The organism is Paenibacillus sp. PAMC21692, assembly GCF_014303795.1.
In the GTDB taxonomy this organism is placed as follows: Bacteria; Bacillota; Bacilli; order Paenibacillales; family Paenibacillaceae; genus Pristimantibacillus; species Pristimantibacillus agaridevorans.
This window is the reverse complement of the sequence record NZ_CP060293.1, coordinates 4,813,394-4,836,683: the sequence shown is the minus strand read 5'-3', so window position 1 is coordinate 4,836,683 and position 23,290 is coordinate 4,813,394. Positions and strand designations below refer to the sequence as shown.

The window sequence follows — 23,290 nt, the reverse complement described above, 5'->3', positions numbered from 1 at the left end:
GGCACTAGCCCGCTTTGCTAATCGATCGAGACGGAATCCTGATGCATGGTGCCCATCGCGGACTTCGGACGGCCGTATTCCTGCTCGGCCTGCGTCTCGCTCTTAATGTCGATCTTCCAGCCAGTCAGCTTGGCTGCGAGACGGGCGTTTTGACCTTTGATGCCGATTGCCAGCGACAGCTGATAATCGGGCACGATAACTCGGGCCATCTTTTCCTGCTCGAATACGATAACCTCCAGCACCTTGGAAGGGCTAAGCGCGTTCGCGACATACTCCTCGACATTCTCTGACCAACGAACGATATCGATTTTCTCGCCTTTAAGCTCGCCCACGATCGTCTGCACCCGCATCCCCTTCTGTCCGACGCAAGAGCCGACAGGATCCACCTCGTCATTGCGCGAATGAACCGCAATCTTCGAGCGGAAGCCCGCTTCGCGCGCGACGGAACGAATTTCTACGACGCCGTCGTAAATTTCCGGCACCTCCAGCTCGAACAAACGCTTAAGCAGACCCGGATGCGTACGGGACAAAATGATTTGGGGACCTTTGGTCGTATTTTCGACCTTCGTAATAAAAGACTTCACTCGGTCGCCATGCTTGAACTTATCCGTTGGCATAAGCTCCGTCAGCGGCATTACCGCTTCTACCTTGCCCAGATCGACGAACAGATTGCGAACGTCCTGACGCTGCACGATGCCGTTCACGATATCTTCTTCCTTGTCGATGAAGGCATTGTAGATAAGGCCGCGCTCGGCTTCGCGTATCCGTTGGGTAACGACCTGCTTGGCTGTCTGTGCAGCAATTCGGCCGAAGTCCCGCGGCGTAACTTCGATCTCGGCGACATCATCCAGTTGATAATGCGGATTAATTTCGCGAGATGCTTCCACCGTAATCTCCAGGCGCGGATCCAACACCTCGTCGACGACCGTTTTGCGAGCATATACCTTAATCACGCCGGAATGGCGGTTAATGTCCACTCTCACGTTCTGAGCAGTGTTGAAATTACGTTTGTAGCTGGATATGAGCGCGGCTTCAATGGCTTCGAGCAGCACATCCTTGGCGATCCCTTTGTCTCTCTCGATCTCTTGCAACGCCTCAATAAAATCCATGCTCATTGGAACGTTGATCCTCCTTTCGAAAATAAAAACGATAATAGGTGTAACCTAAAATACAATAGCCAATCTGGCGCTGGCGACTTTGGCGTACGGCAACGTATGCTGTTTTTTGCCTATGCGAATGACGGCCTGCACGCCGTCGAACGATACGAGCAAACCCTCAAATTCCTTGGAGCCGTCAACAGGCTCATATGTAGTCATGAACACATGTTTGCCTATCGCCTTAACCACGTCCTCGGGTTTCTTGAGCGGACGCTCCGCCCCGGGGGACGATACCTCCAGGAAATAAGCGCCTGAGATGGGATCGTTTTTATCCAACTGCTCGCTGACGAATTCGCTGATCCGTCCGCATTCATCGATGTCGATGCCTCCGTCCTTGTCGACGAAGATTCTGAGGAACCAGTTGCTGCCTTCCTTGATGTATTCGATATCGACCAGCTCAAAACCTTGTTCGTTGAGGTAAGGCGTCACCATAGCCTCAATCGAGGATTTGATAGTGGATGTGCTCAAATTGAGTAAACCTCCTGTAATGGTTGCATGCGCGGAAAAGTAAATTCCGCTGATCAGGGCAACGAGAATTTCCGATTACAAAACGTAAAGAGTGGGTTTCCCCACTCTTCTGCATCAAAGATCTATCCTCATCATTGCCACAAAAATTATAACATAATCCCAAATAAGTGACAAGGAATGATTTCTAGTGCTGCACAACGGCCTAACGTCAGAATAACGACAATTGATTGGATTCCGGCAGACCGCGGAAGCAGCCCATGCCGTTAAGTACTTCAATAATGGTTTTCGTCGCTTTGGACTTCATCTGGAAGTCCTCGATCGACAGAAACTCCCCTTCATTCCTTGCGGCAGCAATATTGCGTGCAGCGTTGTCGCCAATTCCCGCTATCGCGGCAAACGGCGGAACGAGCGAGTCGCCATCCACCTGGAATTTGATGGCATCGGAGCGATACAGATCGATCGGCTTAAACGAGAAGCCGCGAGCCGTCATCTCCAGCGACATCTCCAGCTGCGACACCATGTTTTTCTCTTTTGGCGTTGCGTTGAATCCTTTGGCTTCGATCTCGATCAGCTTGCGCAAGATAGCTTCGTAACCTTGGCACAACAGCTCCAAATCGAAATCGTCCGCACGAACAGTAAAGTAGGTCGCGTAATAATGGATAGGATAATACAGCTTGAAGAAGGCGGTGCGCACGGCGGATATAACGTAAGCCGCCGCATGCGCCTTCGGGAACATGTATTCGATGCGCAAGCAGGAATCAATGTACCACGCCGGCACCTTGCAACGTTTCATCTCTTCTATCCATTCCGGCGTCAGACCTCTGCCCTTTCGGACGCTCTCCGTAATTTTAAAGGCGAGTCCCGCGTCCATCCCTGCCTTATAGATAAGATACAACATGATATCGTCACGACAGCCGATTACCGTTTTGATGTTGCAGGTCCCGTTCTTGATAAGCTCCTGCGCGTTGCCGAGCCAGACGCCAGTGCCATGAGACAATCCGGAAATTTGCAGCAAGTCGGCGAACGACGACGGCTGCGTTTCCTGAAGCATCTGGCGGACGAACTTCGTCCCCATCTCCGGTACGCCATAAGTGGCGACAGAGGAGCGGATCTGTTCCGGCGATACGCCGAGCGCAGCCGTCGAGTTGAACATGCTCATGACTTTTGGATCGTTCATGGGGATTGTCGTCGGATCGACGCCGGTCAAGTCCTGGAGCATGCGCATCATCGTCGGATCGTCGTGGCCCAGAATATCGAGCTTGAGCAAGTTCTCGTCAAAGGCGTGATAGTCGAAGTGGGTCGTCTTCCACTCGGCGTTTACGTCGTCGGCCGGATACTGGACCGGGGTGACGTCCTCGACCTCGATATAATCCGGCACGACCACGATGCCGCCCGGATGCTGGCCCGTGCTTCGTTTAACGCCTGTACAGCCGCTCGCAAGTCTTGCAAGCTCAGCCCCGCGCCACTTCTTGTGATGCTCTTCTTCGTATTTTTTGGCGAAGCCGTATGCCGTCTTCTCCGCGACCGTGCCGATCGTACCCGCACGGTATACGCATTTCTCGCCGAACATCTCTTTTGTAAAGTTGTGGGCTATAGGCTGATATTCACCCGAGAAGTTCAAGTCGATATCGGGAACTTTGTCGCCCTTGAAACCGAGGAACGTTTCAAACGGTATGTCCTGTCCCTCGCCCTTCATCGGCTGCCCGCAATTCGGGCAAGCTTTGGAAGGCAGGTCGAAGCCGCTCGGCACGCTGCCGTCGAGAAACCATTCGCTGGTTTTGCATTCCTTGTTCAGGCATAGATAATGGGCGGGAAGCGGGTTAACCTCGGAGATGCCGAGGAACGTCGCAACGACCGATGAGCCTACAGAACCCCGGGAGCCGACCAAGTACCCGTCCCGGTTCGACTTCTTCACCAGCTTCTCCGAGATGAGATAGTTGGCGGAGAATTTATATTTGATTATCGGAACAAGCTCCTTCTCCAGGCGGTCGATGACGACCTGCGGCAGATCTTCCCCATACATGGACTTCGCCGTATCATAGCAGGTGTTCCTAATTTCCTCGTCTGCTCCCTCGATGTTGGGAGTAAATAGTTCCCTCGGAAACATGTCGTAGGCTTCAAAACGATCTGCGAGCGCCGAGGTGTTCGTCACGACGACTTCGCGAGCGCGAGCTTCGCCCAGAAACGCGAATTCCGCCAGCATCTCTTCGGTTGTGCGGAAGTGGGCATCAGGCTTGCGCATGCCCTTAAGCGGACTAAATCCGGTAATGCCGCCAATCGTAATGTCCCGATACATCTTGTCCCGCGGGTTCAAATAATGTACGTTGCCCGTCGCGATGACAGGTTTGCCCAGCGCGTCGCCGATTTGACAGATGCGCCGCATCGCGCCTTCGATTTCGGCCCGGCTGCCAACAAGTCCTTTTTCCACGAGATGCATGTAGAAGTCGATCGGCTGAATCTCCAGCACATCATAGAACTCCGCGATATCCTGCGCTTCTTCATGAGACTTGTTTAGCACCGTTTCGAAAAATTCGCTTTTCTCGCAGCCGGAGATGACAAGCAATCCTTCTCTGAGCTCCACCAGCTTGCTCTTCGGAATGGTAGCAACGCGTTTAAAATATTCCGTGTGGGAAATCGAAATCAGCCTGAACAGATTTTTTTTGCCCACGGCATTAAGAGCATAAATATTGCAATGAAAAGGACGTTGATTGGATAAGTCCAGACCGACATAATCATTTAATTGATGCAAATCCCTGACGTTGCGCTCCGCAGCGTCGCCTATCAAGCCGAACAATACGCCGCCAAGCGCGACGGAGTCGTCGATGGCACGGTGATGATTGTCCAGGCTGATCTTATACTTGTCCGACAGCGTATTAAGCCTGTGATTCTTCATCGTCGGGTGTAAAAATCTCGCCAATTCCAGCGTGTCCAACACCGGGTTGTTTACTTCGGGCAATCCCAGTGATTTGCAGTTCGCCTGGATAAAGCCGATATCAAAGCGGGCGTTATGCGCAACCAGAACATCGTCGCCTATAAATTCGATAAACTCGCGCAGCTTCGGTTCAAGCTCAGGCGCATCCTGCACCATCTCGTCATTAATGTTCGTGAGCTGTTGAATATGATACGGAATTTTCTCATGCGGGTTGATAAAGGTCGAGAACCGATTCACTTCTTTGCCTTCACGCATCCGAACGCCCGCGAGCTCGATGATCTTGTTGTTTACGACGGACAAACCCGTCGTCTCGATGTCGAATACGATGTAGGTTGCCGTAGCAAGAGGCTCCTGCCGGGAATTCAGAACCATGGGGACCGCATCGTTGACGACGTTCGCTTCCACGCCGAACAGCACTTTGATGTCATGTTTCTTGGCGGCTTTGACGGCATCGGGATAACATTGCACGTTGCTGTGATCCGTCACGGCAATCGCCTTATGTCCCCACTTTGCCGCCGTCTTCACATAGTCGCCAATCGATGTCACGGCATCCATCGTGCTCATCGTCGTATGCAGATGGAATTCGACGCGTTTTTCCTCGGCATGATCCTTCCGATCCGGAGGTGCGAGAACTTCATGCAGATCGTTCGGCATCATAACGAGCTCCGGCTCCTGCATAAAACGGTCGTATTCGATCCGTCCGCGAGCCTTTACCCACTTTCCATTTGCGAGCTGGGACAAAATTTTGACATCATCTTTTGTCTTGGCGAACATCTTCATCGCAATGGAATCCGAGAAGTCGGTGACGTTGAAGGTAAAGAGCGTGCTGCCGTTGCGCAGCTCCTTCATATCAAGCCCGAATACGGCGCCTTGCACCGTTATTTTCTTTTCCTCGTCCTGAATGTTCATGAGAGGCACGGCTTCATCGCGGATGTCGTAGCCGACAGCCAATCGCACGGCTTCTTCGCCGTCGTCTTCTTCGCTCTCCACGTAGGATTCCGCCATCAGTTGCTGAACGGCCTCCCGCTCCTCCTGCTCGATCTTCATCATAAATTGGTCGTAAATTTCCTGGTTCGCTTCCCCTACGGCCAGCTTTACCTTGCATTCGCGGTCAAAGTAAGTCCGATAGAATGAAACGACCGCTTCGTCGACCTTTTTTTTCTTTGCAAGCTCAAGCCCTGTGGAATCCATGAGCGTCAGCGTAATAGCATCGCCTTGAGCGGCAAGCGCCGCTTTCTGCAACCAGCCGTTAACGGAGGCGATCTCTCGCTGAGCCCATTCCATAAAGAGCGGCCAGTATTGCATAACGATATTTTCCGTATCGATGACAGGTTCATATTGGATCAAAAACGAAACGTCGGCAATGTGATGGAATTTCCGGCGAACCGCTTCACAGAAGCCCGTATAGGCCTGTAAAGGCACTATGGACGTTTTGCGGATGCAAAACGTCCATTCACGGTTGGACTTGCTTACAATTACTTGCTCGATATGGCCATCCTGGAAATAAGTATGAATAAGCTCCTGCGGCAGCTCCGCTTGCTGCATAAGCAGCTCGAAGCGCTGTCGCTTGTCGTTGGACATGATCGTTCACTCCTGTCGATTCGAACTTCTGGATCTACGCCGATATTAATATGCGCGCGCAAATACGACAGTGTGTTTGGAGGCGTCGCCGCATACCAAACAGGTTGATTTCTGCGATGCAGGGTTAAACGGAATGTTGCGGCTCGTAGCTCCCGTCTCTTCCTTCACTTGTTTCTCGCATGCCTCGGAACCGCACCAGCCCGCTTCCACGAATCCGCGCTGCTCCTCCAGGAATGCCTTCATCTCGTCCAAAGTGTCCACGCTGCGGGAGTTGCTTTCGCGGAACGACTTGGCACGTTCAAACATTTCGACCTGCGTCTCGTCCAGCATACGCTGAACTTCAACAAGAAGATCGGCTTGCTGCACAATGCGCTTTTCCCCTGTAATGCGCGAAACAAGGACGACTACGCCGTTCTCCATATCGCGAGGTCCAAGCTCCAGACGAAGCGGTACGCCGCGCATTTCGTATTCGTTGAACTTCCAGCCCGGGCTTACGTCGCTGCGATCGTCGACGCGGACGCGCACTCCGGCTTTCTTAAGCTCGGCATACAGCTCGTCCACTCTTCCGACCACTTGGTCGCGAGTCTTCGCGGGACCAATCGGAATCATGATCACTTGCGTCGGAGCTACCTTCGGCGGAAGCGCCAGGCCGCGATCGTCGCCATGAACCATGATCAGCGCGCCGATTAGGCGCGTGCTGACGCCCCACGAAGTCGTATGGCAGAACTGCAACGTATTCTCGCGGTCCAAATATTTGATATCGAACGCTACGGCAAACTTTGTGCCCAGGTAATGGGACGTTCCTGCCTGCACCGCGCGCCCGTCCTTCATCATCGCTTCGATGGAATACGTATCCACCGCGCCGGCGAACCGCTCGGAAGGCGTTTTCTCGCCTTTAATAACCGGAATCGCCAAAAAATTCTCGACGAAATTGGTGTATACCTCCAGCATTTGCATCGTTTCCTGGCGGGCTTCCTCTTCGTTCTCGTGCGCCGTATGACCCTCTTGCCACAGGAATTCGCTGGTCCGCAGGAAAGGCAGCGTGCGCTTTTCCCAGCGTACGACGTTCGCCCATTGGTTGATCAATACAGGCAGGTCGCGATAGGACTGTATCCACTTCGCATACATATGGCCGATCATCGTCTCTGAGGTTGGGCGAATCGCCAGACGTTCTTCCAGCTTCTCGCCTGCCGCCTCGGTTACCCAAGGAAGCTCGGGATTGAAGCCTTCCACGTGCTCCTTCTCCTTCTGGAAGAAGCTCTCCGGAATAAAGAGCGGGAAATATGCGTTGCGATGTCCCGTCTCCTTGAACTTCGAGTCCAGTTCGCGCTGCATGTTTTCCCACAGCTCATAGCCTTCCGGACGGAATACGATACATCCGCGCACAGGAGAATAATCCATTAATTCCGCTTTTTTGATGACGTCTATATACCATTTTGAGAAATCTTCGCTTTGCGGCGTAATTTCCGTTACGAATCCTTTATCCTTGGACATGAGCGACTGACTACTCCCCTCGTACTAATCGTAAAATATCGTTATAGGTCACAACCAGCATCAATAACATCAACATCGCGAATCCGATGAAATGAACCATACTTTCTTTATTGGGATCGAGCGGCCGCCTTCTGACGGCCTCAAGCCCAAGGAACAGCAGTCTGCTGCCGTCCAGTGCAGGTACGGGCAGCAGGTTAAAGATGCCTAAGTACAAGCTGAGCAATGCCGTCCATGAGGTCAACTGTACGATCCCCTGTTTGGCAATTTGACTCGTCACTTCCGCCGTTCTAACCGGACCGCCCAGATCGTCGAGTTTGAACTGGCCGGTAATGAGCATTTTGAAGCTTTCAAAAATATAAACGGTCATATCCTTCATGAGCGTGGCGGATCTCGTAATGGTCTCCCCGAACGATGCCGAGCGGTTTGGGGGCGCGGCGCTGATTCCTACCTTGCCTTCGCCGGCTTCATTCGGTCTCGGGGTCACATTTATGCTGAGCGGCGCTCCATCCCTGACAATATCAATCTTGACTTCCACGTTCGGCGACTTAGCGATAATATCAATCAGCTTGTCGAGATCGGTGCCGATCGCTATACCGTTTATGGAGTTGACGATATCGCCTTTTTTAAGACCTGCTTCCGCAGCGGGCATGCTTTCTTCCACTCTCGTAATGGACATGTAGGTCGGATTCTCTGCCGGAACGCCGACCATCTGAACGTATGCCCCGAAGAGAACGAAAGCCAGGATAAAATTCATCATCGGACCGGCAAAGATTGCCATCGCGCGATGGCGCAGTGGTTTGCTGCCGAAATGACGGTCGATAGGAGCAATCTGAGTATCTTTGCCTCTCGCGATCACAAGCGCTTGCGTGTGCACGACATACGTTTCGGACTCGCCCTCTACGTTCAGCCTGATGGACAGGCTGCGCTCCAGATCGACGTGCTCAACCTCGCCGCGAACGGTATCGTTGCGCTCATCCAGGCGATCGAGAAAGATGCGCGTCACCTTATCATCCTTGATCCGAACCGCTACCGTCTGACCTGGCTGAACCTCTACTATTTCGGGATCTTCGCCAGCCATGCGGACAAAGCCGCCCGCCGGAATCAGCCTTAGCGTATATCTGGTTTCTCCACGCTTGACGGAGAAAAGCTTGGGTCCGAAGCCGATTGCAAATTCTCTGACGAGAATGCCGGCTCTCTTGGCGAAAAAGTAATGGCCCCATTCATGGATTGTCACAATGACGAAAAAAACGAGCACGGTCATAAATACGACCTGAATTGTTTCCATAGAAGCCTTGCCTCCTGTTCGTTACGGCCTGTACATAGATTATCATTATTCTCCCGTACGAAACAAGAGAACCACTTTCTGGGATGATAGTCAGACCGATGCCGCCAGGCGGCGTGCCCATATGTCTGCTTCTGCGATGCTGTCCAAATCATTGACTTCACTGACCTCATGCCGCGCCAGCACCGTCTCCAGCACCCTTTCGATGTCAAGGAAGGCGATCTCCCCTCGAAGGAAACGATCCACGGCGATTTCATTGGCTGCATTATAGACGGCAGGAGCCGAACGGCCTAATCGACCGCATTCGAATGCCATCCTCAGACAAGGATATCGTTCGAAGTCCATCTCCCGGAAGTGCAGCTTGCCGATTGCGGCCAGATCCAGCCTTTCGGTCGGTGTCGTATGTCGCTCCGGATACGTTAAGGCATATTGGATCGGTACACGCATATCCGGCATGCCAAGCTGCGCGACGATACTATGGTCGACGAACTCCACATAGGAGTGAATGATGCTCTCGGGATGGATAAGTACGTTTATCTGATCATACGCAAGATCGAACAGCCAATGCGCTTCAATGACTTCCAATCCCTTGTTGACCATAGTGGCCGAATCGATGGTGATCTTCGCTCCCATGGACCAGTTCGGATGGCTGAGCGCTTCCGCAACCGTCACGCCTTCCAACTCGCTGCGTGTCCGGTCGCGGAACGATCCGCCGGAGGCGGTGAGGGTAATGCCCCGAACACCTCTCATTGGCTCTCCGTTCAAACATTGGTAGATGGCCGAATGCTCGCTGTCGATTGGAATGATCGGCACGCTTTTCTCATGGGCTCGGGCCATTACGATATGACCCGCTGTGACAAGCGTCTCTTTATTGGCTAGTCCGATCGTCTTGCCCTCTTCGATCGCCGCCAATGTTGCCGGCAAGCCCCGACTGCCCATTATGGCCGTAACTACCGTATCTGCGTCCGTCCCCGAGGCCGCTTCGATTAAACCTTCATCGCCGTATACAACACGCGTACCCGTAGGCAGATGCGGCGACACCCGGTCCGCAAGATCTTTGGTAGCCATGCTCACGATTGACGGCTTGAACTCTTTCGCTTGGGCAACGACCAGTTCTGTATTCGAGCCTGCTGTCAAAGCGGTTATCGCAAATCGTTCGGGATGATGCCGAACGATATCCAATGTTTGCGTACCGATTGAGCCTGTGGAGCCTAACAAAGCTATTTTTTTCATCTATGTTCCTCCAATACTGCTACACCGGAATGAGGCCGCATAACAGCAGCAGCGGAAATACGATAATCCAGCTGTCGCAGCGGTCAAGTACGCCGCCGTGCCCAGGCAGCAAAGTTCCCGTATCCTTGATCGCTCTGACCCGTTTGTAGGCAGACTGAATAAGATCGCCGAATTGTCCGGCGACAGCCGCCACAAGTCCGATCAGCAGCGCCTTCGGCAAGCCAATAATATCCGGGGCCGACAAAGCGAATACAACCGCAACGATTAGTGCCAGCGCAACGCCGCCAAGCGCCCCTTCCACGGTTTTGTTGGGGCTGATTTCCGGCCACAGCTTATGCTTGCCGATCGCTTTGCCCACGAAGTAGGCACCCACATCGGAAGCCCATATACAGCCGAATGACAAGAATGACCAGAAAAGTCCGTTTGATTCCATCGTACGGACATCGATCATAGCCGAGAAGCCATAGCCGACATAGATGGCTCCTAGAAGCATTAGAGCGGCACCGTCGATGGTAAACTTGTTTTTGCTCAGCACGGTAACGGCTAACAGTAGGAACATGAGCATCCAAACGATGGTGGGCATCGAAGGAATCTCAATCTTCCAAGAAGCCCAGGGCAGCACAAACAGCAATACGCCGGCATAACCAACCAGTGCGGCTGGATGCAGCGGCTTAACGCCATTCATGCGTACATATTCACTAAAACCGATAATGGCAAGCAGAATGAGCAATCCGGTATAGAAAGCGCCTCCCGCGATCGTTAGCGCAACAAATAAAGCCCCGGCGAGAATGCCCGTTATCAATCGTTGTTTCAAAGGATGGTCACACTCCGTCTAGTTGCGCTACACGCCGCCGTATCGGCGGGCGCGGCGTCCATACTCTTCTATCGCTTCATGAAAATGTTGTTCCGTGAATTCCGGCCAATAGACGTCCGTAAACCACAGCTCGGAGTACGCCAATTGCCATAACATGAAATTGCTTAATCGGAGCTCTCCGCTTGTTCGAATGAGAAGATCCGGATCCGGCAGTTCGCCTGACAGCAGCCTTTGGCTGAATAACTCATCATTGATCTGTTCGGGTGTCAGCTTGCCCTCGCGCACATCTGCAGCGATCGCTTGCACCGTCTCCAGCATCTCCTTGCGGCTCCCATAATTGAGGGCGAAGTTTAGAACTAGCCCCGTATTGCCGGCCGTCTTCGATATTGCCTCGTCAACCGCGCTAAGCGTGTGAGGCGGCAAGTCCTCTCGATGTCCCATCATCTTAACCTGCACATTGTTCGCGATCAGATCATCCAGCTCGATCTCCAAAAATTGCTGAGGCAGCTTCATCAGGAAATCCACCTCCGCTTTTGGACGTTTCCAGTTTTCGGTCGAGAACGCATATAACGTCAAATATTTGACGCCAAGCCGATTAGCCTCAATGGTTATGCGCTTCACGGTTTTCATGCCGGAATGGTGGCCTGCCATGCGAGGCAGACCCCTGCGCTTGGCCCAACGGCCGTTCCCGTCCATAATGATCGCTACATGTTCCGGTACATTCTCGGGCGGAATGCCTTCGGTATGCGGTAAGGACGCTTTCGCTTTGCTTCGATTTGCCCAAAGCCGCTTGATCATCTGACTTCCTCCCAATCAGAAATAAGAAATGAGAAAACCTCTATCGGGAGCCGCAATGCGTTTGCGGCCGCGTGTAGAGGCAGGTTCTTCGCCAATCAGACTTCCATAATCTCTTTTTCTTTGGCGGACAATACTTTCTCGACTTCTGCGATAAATTTGTCGGTTGCCTTCTGGATATCTTCCTGATGGCGGCGGGATTCATCTTCAGAAATATCGGTTTTCTCCAGCTTTTTAATATCGTCGTTCGCATCTCTGCGAATGTTGCGGATGGCGACCTTTGCTTCTTCGGCGAATTTTTTGGCTGTTTTCACAAGATCGGCACGACGTTCTTCCGTAAGCGGCGGTACCGAGATACGAATCGCGGAACCATCGTTGGATGGAGTAAGACCGAGATCGGATTTCAGAATCGCTTTCTCGATTGCGGATACGGACGATTTGTCCCATGGTTGAATCATCAGCGTGCGGCTGTCAGGCGTATTAATATTCGCAAGTTGGTTAAGCGGCGTCATTGCTCCGTAGTATTCAACCTGAATCCGATCGAACAGAGCGGGACTTGCTTTTCCCGCGCGAAGCGTGGCCAGATCGCGCCGGAACGCTCCAATTGCTTTATCCATGCGCTCATCGGCGCTTTTTTTGATGCTTTGCGGCATTATTTCGCACTTCCTTTCACGATTGTGCCGATCTTTTCGCCAAGGACGACACGTTTAATATTTCCGTTCTCCGTAATCGAGAAGACGATTAGCGGGATATTGTTATCCATGCATAACGAGGAGGCTGTAGAATCCATCACGCCAAGATTGCGGTTGAGCATATCCAGGTAAGTCAGCTCTTCGAATTTCTCCGCAGTGTCGTCCTTAAATGGATCGGCCGAATAGACGCCGTCCACCTTATTTTTCGCCATCAGGATAACCTCGGCCTCAATTTCAGCGGCGCGCAGAGCAGCTGTTGTATCCGTAGAGAAAAACGGGTTGCCCGTGCCTGCTGCGAAGATAACGACGCGGCCTTTCTCCAGGTGACGAATTGCACGGCGGCGTATATACGGCTCTGCGATTTGTTGCATAGCGATCGAAGTTTGAACGCGAGTTGGCACATCGATTTGCTCTAGCGCGTCTTGAAGCGCAAGCGAGTTCATGACCGTCGCCAGCATGCCCATGTAGTCGGCCGTAGCACGATCAATTCCTTTCGCCGTACCGGCGATGCCTCTCCAGATGTTGCCGCCGCCAACGACGATGGCAACTTCAACGCCAAGCTCCACGACTTCCTTTACTTGATTGGCAATCGACGAAATAACCGATGCCTCGATGCCGTAGCCTTCCTGCCCGGACAAGGACTCTCCGCTTACTTTCAACACGATGCGTTTGTATACAGGATGCTCCAACATGTTAACCTCCATCATGCACCTCGGGTGAGGTTCTTTGAATTGTATTTCAGATCGTTCCCGTTTCAAAAAAAGGAGGCGGGGCGGACGCCCCGCCCCGCCTCTCGCGTTCGGATTACAGTTTTGCTTGAGCCATAACTTCTTCTACGAAATTGTCTACTTTTTTCTCGAGGCCTTCGCCCAGCTCGTAACGAACGAAACGACGGATCGAGATGTTTTCGCCGATTTTGCTGATTTTTTCGTTCAGCAAGTTGCTGATCGTTTTGTCCGGATCTTTAATGAAGCTTTGCTCCAGCAGGCAGAACTCCTCGTAGTACTTGGAGATGCGTCCTTCGACCATTTTTTCAACGATTTTTTCTGGTTTGCCTTCGTTGAGAGCTTGGTTTTTAAGGATTTCTTTTTCCTTTTCGATCTCGTCGCCAGGAACTTCTTCGCGGCTTACGAATTTCGGATTAGATGCAGCGATTTGCATAGCGATATCTCTAGCGAATTCGCGGAATTGGTCCGTCTTCGCAACGAAGTCCGTCTCGCAGTTGACTTCAACGATAACGCCGATACGGCCGCCTGCATGGATGTAAGACTCTACTACGCCTTCAGTGGCGATGCGGCCAGCTTTGTTTGCAGCTGCCGAAAGGCCTTTTTCGCGAAGCAATGCGATCGCTTTTTCAACGTCGCCGCCTGTTTCGTCAAGTGCTTTTTTGCAATCGAGCATGCCTGCTCCCGTTCTTTCGCGAAGCTCTTTAACCGCGCTAGCGCTAACTGCCATAAAAAACCCTCCTAAAAGTTTACATCATAATTTTTGTGAGAAAAACTTCTATCGAAGTACTTCAGTGATGAGCGACCGCGTTTATTGGTGGTTTTTATCGCCAATAAGAATTTCAGATTTCCGACAAGCTCGGAAATTTATAAATTCCATTGTGGTCAAAAAAAGGGTAGCGAGAGGTTTGCACCATCTGACCACCCTTTGTTGTTTGCTAAATTGTAAATTCGCAAGTATGGCTTAAGCCGTTGTTTGTTCGCCTTGGTTAGCTTCTACGATAGCGTCCGCCATCTTAGCTGTCAGCAGCTTAACTGCGCGGATTGCATCGTCGTTACCAGGGATAACGTAGTCGATTTCGTCCGGATCGCAGTTCGTGTCGACGATGCCTACAATTGGGATACCCAATTTGCGAGCTTCGGCAACCGCGATGCGCTCTTTGCGCGGATCGATGATAAAGAGTGCGCTTGGCAGACCCTTCATGCCTTTGATGCCGCCCAAGAATTTCTCAAGACGTTCTTTTTCTTTGCGAAGGATGATAACTTCTTTCTTAGGCAGAACCTCGAAAGTGCCATCCTCTTCCCACTTCTCCAGTTGCTTCAGACGATCGATACGCTTCTGAATCGTTTGGAAGTTCGTCAGCGTGCCGCCGAGCCAACGTTGGTTGATGTAGAAGTTGCCGCAACGCTCGGCTTCTTCCTTTACGGAGTCTTGAGCTTGCTTTTTCGTGCCTACGAACAGCATTGTGCCGCCTTCAGCCGCGATCGATTTAACAAAGTTGTATGCTTCGTCAACTTTTTTAACCGTTTTTTGCAAGTCGATAATGTAAATTCCGTTTCTTTCTGTGAAGATATAACGATCCATCTTAGGGTTCCAGCGACGAGTCTGGTGACCGAAGTGTACCCCAGCTTCGAGAAGCTGTTTCATGGAAATAACCGCCATTTCTTCAACACCTCCTGTAATGGTTTTTGTGTGTCCCTCCGCCGTTCGCTTCTTCCGTCGAAACTTTCGCCGGGCGAAAGCACCGTCAACGGAATTGAGCGGCGTGTGTTTTTAACACCGTCAATTAATATATCACATTGTACTGACGCATGCAACAAGCTTTTCTCAATATTTGCCGAATTTCGTTGAATTTATCGTTTAATTCCCGCAATGAAACGATCTGCGCCGCCATAGGATGACGATAGACGTTTCACTTTGCAGGATATCTTTCGGCTTGTTTAGCCGTAATCGGTTTTCCGGAGACGATGGCGGCTGCTTGCTCCGCGTTTAGTTCATCGCGGTCAAACAAAAAATAACCGGCTCGTACCGGCGTGCTTGATGACTTCATTTCATCGATAAATGATTGCGAATCCTTAATAGCGCCTGCTTGCAGCAGCAGCTCGGCTGTTTCGGTAAGACTCATGCCGGGCTTGATCCGTACGACAAATGGTTCGAATGGTTCGGAGGTTGCCTCGGCAAGAGGCGTAGCGGACGGAGCTTCCTTAGGCGTCGCAGCAGTCGCTTCCGGCTGCGGCGAAGGTTCAGGCCCCTCCGACTCGGCTGCGGCTTGATCGCGGGAATCGGTTGAATCTTGAGATGCCCCGCTTTCAACGGGCGATTGCGAGGAGGATGGCAAGCCGCCTTGTTCAATCTCCTTGCCAAGCTCATCCAATCGATTCTGGCTGGATTCGCCCATGTTGAACAACTGAAGCAGCATGGCGCCGACGATAATGCCAAGACCTAATCCCAACATAAATGAACGTTTGTTAAACATGCCGCGCCTCTTCCTGCTTGGCAAGGCCGATGATCAATTGAACCTCGCCTTTGTTCATGCCAAGTTTTTTGGCAATCGCTTCGATGGATTTGCCCTCCTGATACAGGCGGAACAGATCCGAGTATCTGGATGCTATGGATTGTGATTGGTCGGAAGGTCTCGCGCTTGATTGCTCATGATGCGGAGATTGCGCATCATGGTAGTCCAATCGGGAGTTCTCCCCTTGTGCCGGCATCGAAACAACAGAAGCCTCCTCATGGACGGGTACGTTAGCAGCGGCCGCTGCTGATGCTGTGTTCGCCAGTTTGTCCAGCGTTTGCTGCAGTTGATCGCCTAACGCCTCGCAGCGTTGTTCCAGCGCGGCTATGCGTGCATCCTTGCGTTCCGTTTCCTGCTTGGAGTCTGCCTGCGCATTAGCGATCATCTCCATTAACTCTTCATTATCCTTCTCCATATTCTCCATAAATTGCTCCAGCGCCGTCTCCATGTTCTGCACAGACTGTACAGGCGGATTCGGCGCTTTATTCCTGGGCAGGCTGAGCGCCCATACTGCTATAACGGCGCCCAGCAACGCGATGTAATGCCATGGCTCCACCTGAACTACCGCCCTTCCATTTTGTTAGAGAGAAATCGGACTTTTTGAACAACCTTTTAAAGTGCGAGTTCAAAAAGTTCGGTTTTCAGCACATGAGCTAATGCTTCCGATGCTGCGTTTTTTTCAAAAACGCTGTAGAAGATGGAATGAAAGTAGAAACTGAGGAGCGGAGCGTAGTAGAAGCTACGTGAGCACCGGAAGTTTCGCTTACATTACATATTCGATGTCGAATAAGCTCCGTGGTATACTTCGTGATCAAAAGCGGACTTTTTGAACAACCTTTTAAAGCTTGACGTCAAAGCGCAGTCCTTTGTAGGGGTGAGGGGACTCCGGCGGAAGCTCCTTCGCGGATTCATCTTTGCCATGTCCCTTGCCGCGGCCTTGTTGTCTAGGGTCTCCGCCTCCGTTATTTTCCTGATCGGCTTTAATCCCCGAGTTCGAAGACTGTTCGACCGCCGCGCTTTGGGATCGCTGCGCTTCAGTATGTTTTTCCGTTTGATGGGCGAGCATGTTCTGCTCCGTAATCGGTCGTTGCGCCGCTTGCTGCTGCATGCCGCTAAACTCTTGTGTTCGTGGAACGGATATTTGAAAATCTAACGGTTTGAACGTCATCGATTTCCCTCCTTCGCCACATTCTTAACTTCTAGAATCTGTCTATGGATGATAGGGTGCCAGAGCAATATCGCCTTCCATTAATCGGAAGGATACTCTTTGCGCACTGTCTTTAACGAACTTGGTATAACGGCCGATTACAATCTTTACGCCGCCATAGATCGTACCGCTCACATCCACCTTGGAGCGTCCCGAATCCTCAAGGAGTTTCTCGATTTCGAGCATACGATCTTTGCATTCGTCGATGGTGGCAACCGTCTGACGTTTGGTCGCGTTCAGCTTGATGCGCATAGCCAACCGATCCGGTGACAATTGGCCCGCGGCCGCCATCTGATCAAGAATAACCAGCGCCTTTTCGGTTTTGTCCAAACTGTCGACCGATTGCCTAAGGGATGTACGAAGCTCCATGAGCTCGTCCCTGAGTTGAGGATTAACGCCTGCTTCTACGACGGTGTTCGTTGACATCGGATTGCCGATCGTCCTCGCTAATACGGTTTCTCCGGCTTGCACGATTCCGCCGACGATTAACCCCTTTGCACCAGAACATATGACGCTGTGTCCCGCTTTTACTTGAGAATGCATAATGCTTTGGGAGACCAATACATCAGCGCCGGCGATGACATTGCCGTCTTGGATGAAAGAGCAGCGTATATTGTTTTGCGCTCTTACATAACCCTTGTTGCCAGCCATAATACCGCCGGTAATCTCAATGGAACCGTCGGATTCAAGCTCGGCGCCTTCGACTCCCCCAATAATACGAATATCGCCAGATGCTTTTACACGGAAACCGCTAAGCACATTGCCGCGAATAACGACAGTACCTACAAAATCGATATTTCCTACGCGATAGTCAACGTCGCCATTTACTTCGTAAACGGGGAATACGTTGATTTTCACCTTATCCGTAAGCGTAATCAACCCATCAATTGCTGCATACAAGGCAGAACCATCCCCGCCCTGCACGACGTTTTTGCCGACTTTGAAGTGAGCGCGCTTGCCGTATTTCGGAGGAATTTCTTCGCCTGTGACCGTTCTTCCCGGTGGACCGGCACTTGGCTCTACCAGCTCGGCGATCAGTTGACCGCGTTTTACGTTTTTTAATTGATTGACTTGCTTGAAGTCTATCTTGCCATCTTCGCCCTCCGCTGGGCGGCGCTCGTCATTGTCCATATCGAAAACGAATCGTATCATGCCGTCTTTGCCCGGACTTGGACTCTGGCCTTGCGCAATAATCGTCTGTTCCCTGCAATAAGCTAGAGGATTTCTGCTTATTCCATCCAGCACGTCGGTTCGGAGACCATGGACAACTCCCTTACTTCGCACGAAGAGCTCTAACTCATCGGCCGTACAAGCAAATTCGTCCGTAATTCGAATGAATGCTATAAAGGCAGTCAGCTTGTCCGCCGACGTTTGCAATCGTAAATACGAATCCAGTTGTAGATTGTCCACCTGTATCCCCCCCTTCCTATTGCTGCATTAATTGATCTTTATGTTTAGCCAACACTCCACGAAGACGAAGAATGGCCTTCGAGTGCAATTGGGAAATTCTCGACGGTGACAGCGACATAACCTCGGCTATTTCGCTTAAGGACAGCTCCTCATAATAGAATAGGGATACGACGGTCCGCTCCTTCTCCGTCAATCGATCTATTCCTTTTACTAACGATTCCTTCAAATAAACTTCATGCACGGTTTGTTCCGGTTTTTTGGCCTTCTCGTCTACGAGCAACGACATGCGAGTCTCCGATTCCTCTTCCCGAATGGGATCCTCAAGGGAGCAGATCGACGCAACCGATATATCTTGCAGCATGACGGTAAATTCCTTCTCCGTAATTTGCAGATACCGGCTTACTTCCGCGTCGGATACAGAGCGCATATATTGCTGCTCCAGCACTTGATAGGCGTCCTCGACGCGTTTAGCCTTCTCGCGCACGGAGCGCGGCACCCAGTCGCCTTGACGTAGTCCGTCGATGATGGAGCCGCGAATACGCCATGATGCGTACGTCTCGAATTGCAATCCTCTTTTATAGTCGAATTTCTCGATTGCGTCAATAAGACCCATGACTCCGTTGCTGGCCAGATCGTCTTTAATGACGTTTTTAGGCAGTCCGATTGCCATGCGGTTCGTAACAAAATCAACAAGCGGCAAATAATTTTCAATCAGGCTTTTTTTGGCTTCGATATCCCCTTGCTCTTTCCATGCTTGCCACATCTGGATGTTCGTCAAATGAGGCGACTTTAGCTCTGGCATTGACTCACTCTCCTGTCAGGTGACGTACGGCTTTCGCCAATTCCTCTGGTTGTTTGCCGGCGGTAGATACGAGTTGCGGCGGAGACAATGGTTTGAAGCTGCTTGCTCCTTCATTAGCGCCTTCTTTTGCCGGCTGCGCTGCTGGCTGTGGCGAAGAAGATGCTCCTTGCTGCAATTGAGCCTTTAACAGTTGGTTCAAATCATCCGACTCGTCTGGCGTACGCAAGTCCATCTCGGCGCCTCGCGGATCGTCAGCCTCCTCTTCGCTGTGACCCATTGGGATCGCAGGAGGCTGCAATATTACGCCCAAAACGAACCGGGCGGCAAATGCGACGACGAAAAAAGCCACGAATGCATATAAACTTCTCATGAGTATAACGGACAAGGGATTATTCCCCAAGGAGAATATGACGGTCAGACCGACTCCCGCAATACCGAAACCCACATTCCATCTCCATGAACCCAGCATTGTTAAATCTCCTTTATTCCAAACTGCACGCTCCGGATCATGAGTATGCCACTGCCGCTGTCGAACTCGATTGTCCGTCCGTAATTGCCACCCGTATCGTGGGATACGATTGGAATACGAAGTCTGTTGAGCATGCTCATACAAGATTCCACGTTACGCGGACCTATTCGGAGAGTATCCGATTGCCCCGCAAACGCGAACATCTGAGCGCCGCCCGCCATCTTGGCTTGAACCCGATTCATGTTCGCGCCAAGCACGGTCATTCGATTTAGCAGCTCCGGAATTGCGGTATCTGCATATTTTGCCAGATTGATTTGCGCTTCCCTGGCAATATCCGATGATGGCAGCATAACATGCGCCATTCCGGCAATGCCGGATTTCGCATCGTATAATGTTAAACCGACACAGGATCCAAGTCCCGTTGTCTTCAATAAGGCTCCGCCATCCACGACGTTTAAATCCGCCATTCCTACCTTTACCATCGTCTGTCCTGTCATTCTCGCCCGACTCCCAATGAACTAAATATTTTGCCGAAGGAGCCGGGATCGGGAATGAGAAAAAAATGTCCTTCCAACGATTGATGATCTTCGAGAAACGTAGTCTCTATTAGCAGAGCCGAATCTCCCATCTCGCCATATTGCATCAGTCCGTAGCTCAAGATGGCGCCGGCCATATCATGGGCAATAGCGGGTACGGAAGGCATCATGGGCAGTTGAGTGAAATCAGCTAATGACGAGAGGTACGACCCTGCCAAGATGTTGCCGATTTCGCATAAAGCAGACAACTCCATTTCGGAGTAACCTTTATCCCCTTCGTCGTGTCTTAACGACAACAGTTGATTCAGCATCCGCTCGGCGGAATTCTCTTCGATTAGAAAAAACATGTTTCCCGGGGCTTCGCCTTCCACCCGCAGGAAAACTCCGAGCACGACTTGTTCGGCTCCTCCCACAAGCTCTGCGATTTCCTCGAAGGGCAGCAGGCTGACCTTCGGTACAGCCATGTCTACCGGCTTGTTCAACAGCTTGGACAACGCGGTGGCCGCATTGCCTGCTCCGATATTCCCCACTTCTTTGAGTACATCTAATTCAAAAGCTTCAAAATTCTTAAATTCGGCCACCTATTAAACCTCCAGCTGTTCGAGCTGGATAATCTCGTTTTTGTTAAGAACCTCTGACAGATTAAGCATGATCAGCAGACGACCTTCGCCTAATTTGGCAATTCCGCGCAAATATTTGGCTTTAATTCCTCCGACGATCTCCGGAGGATTGTCAATCGTGTCCGAATCGATATCGATAACGTCGTTTGCCGAATCCACGATAAAACCGACTTCCAATTCATTTACGGCTACGACAATAATACGGGAATTTTCCGTTGGCTGGGTTTCGCTGAGATTGAATCTACCTCGCAGATCGATAACAGGAACAACGACGCCGCGCAGATTAATGACACCTTTAATGAAAGCAGCCGTTTTGGGAACGCGTGTGATAGGCGTCAGTCTCTCGATTGTGCGCACTTTATCCACTTCGATGCCATACTCTTCCTTGCCAAGCGCGAATACGATAACCTTCAATTCTTCTCCCATTGTAAACCCTCCTTATTTGATCAATGCATTCGGATCGATGATAAGAGCGACATATCCGTCACCGAGAATAGTAGCCCCGGAGATGGCGTATACGTTAGTCAAATATTTGCCTAAAGTTTTAAGCACGATTTCACTTTGTCCGATAAACTCCTCGACCATGACGGCTGCCATCTTATCGCCTTTGCGAATAACGACGATCTCTGTTTCCTGCTCCTGGCTTTCGTCGTAATCCGGTGATTCCAGCACGCTGCTCAGCGATACGAGCGGAATAATGGAGCCGCGGAATTCCACCATCTGATTGCCATGCACGTTCAGAATGCCCGATCGCTTAATGATGCCCGTCTCCACAATCGAAGACAGCGGTATCGCATATTTCTCCGAGCCCAATTTAATCAGCATCGCCGAGATGATCGACAATGTCAGCGGCAGCTGAACTGAGAACTTTGTCCCCTTGCCTTCTGCGGAGGTTACCGTAACGTTGCCGCCAAGCGAAGTGATTTTCGTCTTTACGACGTCGAGTCCAACCCCGCGGCCAGAAATATCCGAGATTTTGTCGGCCGTGCTAAAGCCCGGCGCAAATATAAGCATCTGGATTTCTTCTTCGGTCAAGTTGCGTGCCTGCTCTTCTGTCACTACACCGTTTTTGATGGCGATCTGAAGCACTTTTTGTTTATTAATGCCTCTTCCGTCTTCTTCTACCTCAATAAACACATGGTTGCCGCTGTGGAAAGCCCGAAGATGAATCGTCCCCGTTTCTGATTTGCCCGAAGCGATTCGCTCCTCGACGGACTCGATGCCGTGGTCGCCAGAGTTGCGAATAAGATGAACCAGCGGATCCCCGATTTCGTCGATAACCGTACGATCTAGTTCAGTGTCGGCTCCCGTAATAATAAGCTCCATCTTTTTGTTAAGCGACTTCGCCATATCGCGAACAAGTCTGGGGAAACGATTGAACACAGAGTCAACCGGAACCATGCGCAGTTTAAGCACGATGTTCTGGAGGTCGGAGCTGACCCTCGACATATGCTCCACCGTCTCCGTTAATTCCGTACGCTTGATTTCACTCGCCAACTGCTCCAGCCTTACGCGGTCAATCAGCAGCTCGCTAAATAAATTCATCAGCGTGTCAAGCCGGTCGATATCGACTCTGATCGTCTTGTTCATGGCTGCAGGAGCGCTCTGCGGTGCAGCAGACGGCTTGCTGGAAATTTTAACGCTGTCGTTTGCAAGTGGAGCAGTTGCCGATTCAGCAGCAGCAGCAGGCTTCTCGGGCGCTTCCACGGCAGCTGCCGCGGGAGCGCTTGTCAATGAGGCGAGAGTTTCGGCATCCAGAGGCGTTACCGTTACAGAAGAAATCTCGGAGATATTCATGATCTGTTCGTACAGTTGTTCGGCCGTTAGTGTGGAAATCGTAAATACAGTGAACGTTCTGTCGAATTTCTCTTGCTCGAGATCCTGTACCGAAGGTTCGGACTTTACAATTTCTCCGTTGCTCTCCAGCAAATTAAAGACCATATAGGACCTGGCTGCTTTGAGAACGCAATTCTCGTCAACGCTAACTTGTACATAATAAGGCTGATGTCCGGCCTCCATGGATTGCAGAAGAATCGAGGATTGGAATTGGTCGAGGAGCACGCCGCCCGATGTTTCTCCCCCTCCGGCATTCGTTGATGCCGACGGAGCCGCTGCAGTCGAAGCGGCCGCCTGCGACTTATAATCGCCCTTCAGGATGCCTTGCAAGGAGGCGACAATAGAAGTGACATCCGCTTTGCCTGTCCCTCCGCCCACGATGTCTTGTACCATGGCCTCCAGCGCGTCCAAACCTTTGAACAACGTATCGAAGATAAAGCTGTCCATCTTAAGCTTGCTATTGCGGACAAGATCCAGTACGTTTTCCATTTCGTGAGTAAGAGCCGCCAAGTCCTCGAAGCCCATTGTCGCCGACATGCCTTTGAGCGTATGGGCGGATCTGAATATCGATTGCACGATACTAAGATCTTCGGGATTGCCTTCCAATTGAAGCAGATTTTCGTTCAAGGATTGAAGATGATCGTTAGATTCGTCGATAAACATGGACAGATAAGCATTCATATCCATTCACATGCACCTCCTGGTAGGATGATCGTTCGTT

The 23,290-nt window shown here is 51.3% G+C and carries 22 protein-coding genes; all 22 read right to left on the bottom strand.

Features of this window, described 5'->3' with window-relative positions:
• Window positions 1-17: 17 nt before the first annotated feature.
• Entirely contained in the window at window positions 18-1,115 is a 1,098-nt protein-coding gene (nusA, locus tag H7F31_RS19350; RefSeq protein ID WP_087570927.1) for a transcription termination factor NusA, read from the bottom strand.
• Between the two features lie 48 nt (window positions 1,116-1,163).
• On the bottom strand, window positions 1,164-1,625 hold the full coding sequence (gene rimP, locus H7F31_RS19345; protein ID WP_187100107.1) for a ribosome maturation factor RimP: 462 nt from the start codon (window positions 1,623-1,625) through the stop codon (window positions 1,164-1,166).
• A gap of 208 nt (window positions 1,626-1,833) precedes the next feature.
• The gene (locus tag H7F31_RS19340; RefSeq protein WP_187100106.1) at window positions 1,834-6,138 is read right to left on the bottom strand and encodes a PolC-type DNA polymerase III; all 4,305 of its coding nucleotides are present in this window, start codon (window positions 6,136-6,138) and stop codon (window positions 1,834-1,836) included.
• 45 nt (window positions 6,139-6,183) lie between these two features.
• On the bottom strand, window positions 6,184-7,632 hold the full coding sequence (gene proS, locus H7F31_RS19335) for a proline--tRNA ligase (protein WP_087570930.1): 1,449 nt from the start codon (window positions 7,630-7,632) through the stop codon (window positions 6,184-6,186).
• A gap of 10 nt (window positions 7,633-7,642) precedes the next feature.
• On the bottom strand, window positions 7,643-8,917 hold the full coding sequence (rseP, locus tag H7F31_RS19330) for an RIP metalloprotease RseP (protein ID WP_187100105.1): 1,275 nt from the start codon (window positions 8,915-8,917) through the stop codon (window positions 7,643-7,645).
• Between the two features lie 90 nt (window positions 8,918-9,007).
• Entirely contained in the window at window positions 9,008-10,147 is a 1,140-nt protein-coding gene (locus H7F31_RS19325) for a 1-deoxy-D-xylulose-5-phosphate reductoisomerase (protein WP_187100104.1), read from the bottom strand.
• A gap of 19 nt (window positions 10,148-10,166) precedes the next feature.
• Window positions 10,167-10,961: a phosphatidate cytidylyltransferase gene (locus H7F31_RS19320; RefSeq protein ID WP_187100103.1), complete on the bottom strand. Its 795-nt coding sequence runs from the start codon at window positions 10,959-10,961 to the stop codon at window positions 10,167-10,169.
• Between the two features lie 27 nt (window positions 10,962-10,988).
• Window positions 10,989-11,759, bottom strand: coding sequence for an undecaprenyl pyrophosphate synthase (locus H7F31_RS19315; RefSeq protein WP_187100102.1), 771 nt, complete (start codon window positions 11,757-11,759; stop codon window positions 10,989-10,991).
• 95 nt (window positions 11,760-11,854) lie between these two features.
• On the bottom strand, window positions 11,855-12,409 hold the full coding sequence (gene frr, locus H7F31_RS19310; RefSeq protein WP_187100101.1) for a ribosome recycling factor: 555 nt from the start codon (window positions 12,407-12,409) through the stop codon (window positions 11,855-11,857).
• Window positions 12,409-13,137 carry a UMP kinase gene (gene pyrH / locus H7F31_RS19305; protein ID WP_087570946.1) on the bottom strand — a complete coding sequence of 243 codons (729 nt, stop codon included), beginning with the start codon at window positions 13,135-13,137 and terminating at the stop codon, window positions 12,409-12,411. Before pyrH ends, frr begins: the two co-directional genes overlap by 1 nt.
• Window positions 13,138-13,252: 115 nt before the next feature.
• Window positions 13,253-13,903 carry a translation elongation factor Ts gene (gene tsf / locus H7F31_RS19300; RefSeq protein WP_187100100.1) on the bottom strand — a complete coding sequence of 217 codons (651 nt, stop codon included), beginning with the start codon at window positions 13,901-13,903 and terminating at the stop codon, window positions 13,253-13,255.
• Window positions 13,904-14,137: 234 nt separating this feature from the next.
• Window positions 14,138-14,836 carry a 30S ribosomal protein S2 gene (rpsB, locus tag H7F31_RS19295; protein ID WP_087570937.1) on the bottom strand — a complete coding sequence of 233 codons (699 nt, stop codon included), beginning with the start codon at window positions 14,834-14,836 and terminating at the stop codon, window positions 14,138-14,140.
• Window positions 14,837-15,086: 250 nt separating this feature from the next.
• Entirely contained in the window at window positions 15,087-15,650 is a 564-nt protein-coding gene (locus H7F31_RS19290) for a hypothetical protein (protein WP_187100099.1), read from the bottom strand.
• Window positions 15,643-16,245 carry a DUF6115 domain-containing protein gene (locus H7F31_RS19285; RefSeq protein ID WP_187100098.1) on the bottom strand — a complete coding sequence of 201 codons (603 nt, stop codon included), beginning with the start codon at window positions 16,243-16,245 and terminating at the stop codon, window positions 15,643-15,645. Before H7F31_RS19285 ends, H7F31_RS19290 begins: the two co-directional genes overlap by 8 nt.
• 282 nt (window positions 16,246-16,527) lie before the next feature.
• On the bottom strand, window positions 16,528-16,857 hold the full coding sequence (locus H7F31_RS19280) for a hypothetical protein (RefSeq protein ID WP_187100097.1): 330 nt from the start codon (window positions 16,855-16,857) through the stop codon (window positions 16,528-16,530).
• Window positions 16,858-16,899: 42 nt separating this feature from the next.
• Window positions 16,900-18,306 (bottom strand): flagellar assembly protein A, encoded by a 1,407-nt coding sequence (locus tag H7F31_RS19275; RefSeq protein WP_187100096.1) that lies wholly within the window; start codon window positions 18,304-18,306, stop codon window positions 16,900-16,902.
• 16 nt (window positions 18,307-18,322) lie between these two features.
• Window positions 18,323-19,108 carry a FliA/WhiG family RNA polymerase sigma factor gene (locus H7F31_RS19270; RefSeq protein ID WP_187100095.1) on the bottom strand — a complete coding sequence of 262 codons (786 nt, stop codon included), beginning with the start codon at window positions 19,106-19,108 and terminating at the stop codon, window positions 18,323-18,325.
• Window positions 19,109-19,112: 4 nt separating this feature from the next.
• A complete protein-coding gene (locus H7F31_RS19265) occupies window positions 19,113-19,577 on the bottom strand; it encodes a hypothetical protein (RefSeq protein WP_187100094.1) in 465 nt (154 codons plus the stop codon).
• Between the two features lie 2 nt (window positions 19,578-19,579).
• Complete coding sequence (locus tag H7F31_RS19260; protein WP_187100093.1) at window positions 19,580-20,074, bottom strand: chemotaxis protein CheD; 495 nt, start codon at window positions 20,072-20,074, stop codon at window positions 19,580-19,582.
• Window positions 20,071-20,694, bottom strand: a complete 624-nt coding sequence (locus H7F31_RS19255; protein ID WP_187100092.1) for a chemotaxis protein CheC — start codon at window positions 20,692-20,694, stop codon at window positions 20,071-20,073. Before H7F31_RS19255 ends, H7F31_RS19260 begins: the two co-directional genes overlap by 4 nt.
• Before the next feature lie 3 nt (window positions 20,695-20,697).
• Window positions 20,698-21,159 carry a chemotaxis protein CheW gene (locus tag H7F31_RS19250; RefSeq protein ID WP_087570953.1) on the bottom strand — a complete coding sequence of 154 codons (462 nt, stop codon included), beginning with the start codon at window positions 21,157-21,159 and terminating at the stop codon, window positions 20,698-20,700.
• A 12-nt stretch (window positions 21,160-21,171) separates the two neighbouring features.
• Complete coding sequence (locus H7F31_RS19245; RefSeq protein ID WP_187100091.1) at window positions 21,172-23,256, bottom strand: chemotaxis protein CheA; 2,085 nt, start codon at window positions 23,254-23,256, stop codon at window positions 21,172-21,174.
• Window positions 23,257-23,290: the final 34 nt, after the last annotated feature.

Excerpts from the sequence above, each read along its gene's own strand:
- nusA (WP_087570927.1), bottom strand. The coding sequence starts at position 1,115 with ATGAGCATGGATTTTATTGAGGCGTTGCAAGAGATCGAGAGAGACAAA.
- tsf (WP_187100100.1), bottom strand. The coding sequence starts at position 13,903 with ATGGCAGTTAGCGCTAGCGCGGTTAAAGAGCTTCGCGAAAGAACGGGA.
- H7F31_RS19250 (WP_087570953.1), bottom strand. The coding sequence starts at position 21,159 with ATGGGAGAAGAATTGAAGGTTATCGTATTCGCGCTTGGCAAGGAAGAG.
- rseP (WP_187100105.1), bottom strand. The coding sequence starts at position 8,917 with ATGGAAACAATTCAGGTCGTATTTATGACCGTGCTCGTTTTTTTCGTC.
- frr (WP_187100101.1), bottom strand. The coding sequence starts at position 12,409 with ATGCCGCAAAGCATCAAAAAAAGCGCCGATGAGCGCATGGATAAAGCA.
- H7F31_RS19265 (WP_187100094.1), bottom strand. The coding sequence starts at position 19,577 with ATGCTGGGTTCATGGAGATGGAATGTGGGTTTCGGTATTGCGGGAGTC.
- H7F31_RS19260 (WP_187100093.1), bottom strand. The coding sequence starts at position 20,074 with ATGACAGGACAGACGATGGTAAAGGTAGGAATGGCGGATTTAAACGTC.
- proS (WP_087570930.1), bottom strand. The coding sequence starts at position 7,632 with ATGTCCAAGGATAAAGGATTCGTAACGGAAATTACGCCGCAAAGCGAA.
- H7F31_RS19315 (WP_187100102.1), bottom strand. The coding sequence starts at position 11,759 with ATGATCAAGCGGCTTTGGGCAAATCGAAGCAAAGCGAAAGCGTCCTTA.
- H7F31_RS19290 (WP_187100099.1), bottom strand. The coding sequence starts at position 15,650 with ATGTTTAACAAACGTTCATTTATGTTGGGATTAGGTCTTGGCATTATC.
- H7F31_RS19340 (WP_187100106.1), bottom strand. The coding sequence starts at position 6,138 with ATGTCCAACGACAAGCGACAGCGCTTCGAGCTGCTTATGCAGCAAGCG.
- H7F31_RS19280 (WP_187100097.1), bottom strand. The coding sequence starts at position 16,857 with ATGACGTTCAAACCGTTAGATTTTCAAATATCCGTTCCACGAACACAA.
- rpsB (WP_087570937.1), bottom strand. The coding sequence starts at position 14,836 with ATGGCGGTTATTTCCATGAAACAGCTTCTCGAAGCTGGGGTACACTTC.
- H7F31_RS19270 (WP_187100095.1), bottom strand. The coding sequence starts at position 19,108 with ATGCCAGAGCTAAAGTCGCCTCATTTGACGAACATCCAGATGTGGCAA.
- H7F31_RS19325 (WP_187100104.1), bottom strand. The coding sequence starts at position 10,147 with ATGAAAAAAATAGCTTTGTTAGGCTCCACAGGCTCAATCGGTACGCAA.
- H7F31_RS19245 (WP_187100091.1), bottom strand. The coding sequence starts at position 23,256 with ATGGATATGAATGCTTATCTGTCCATGTTTATCGACGAATCTAACGAT.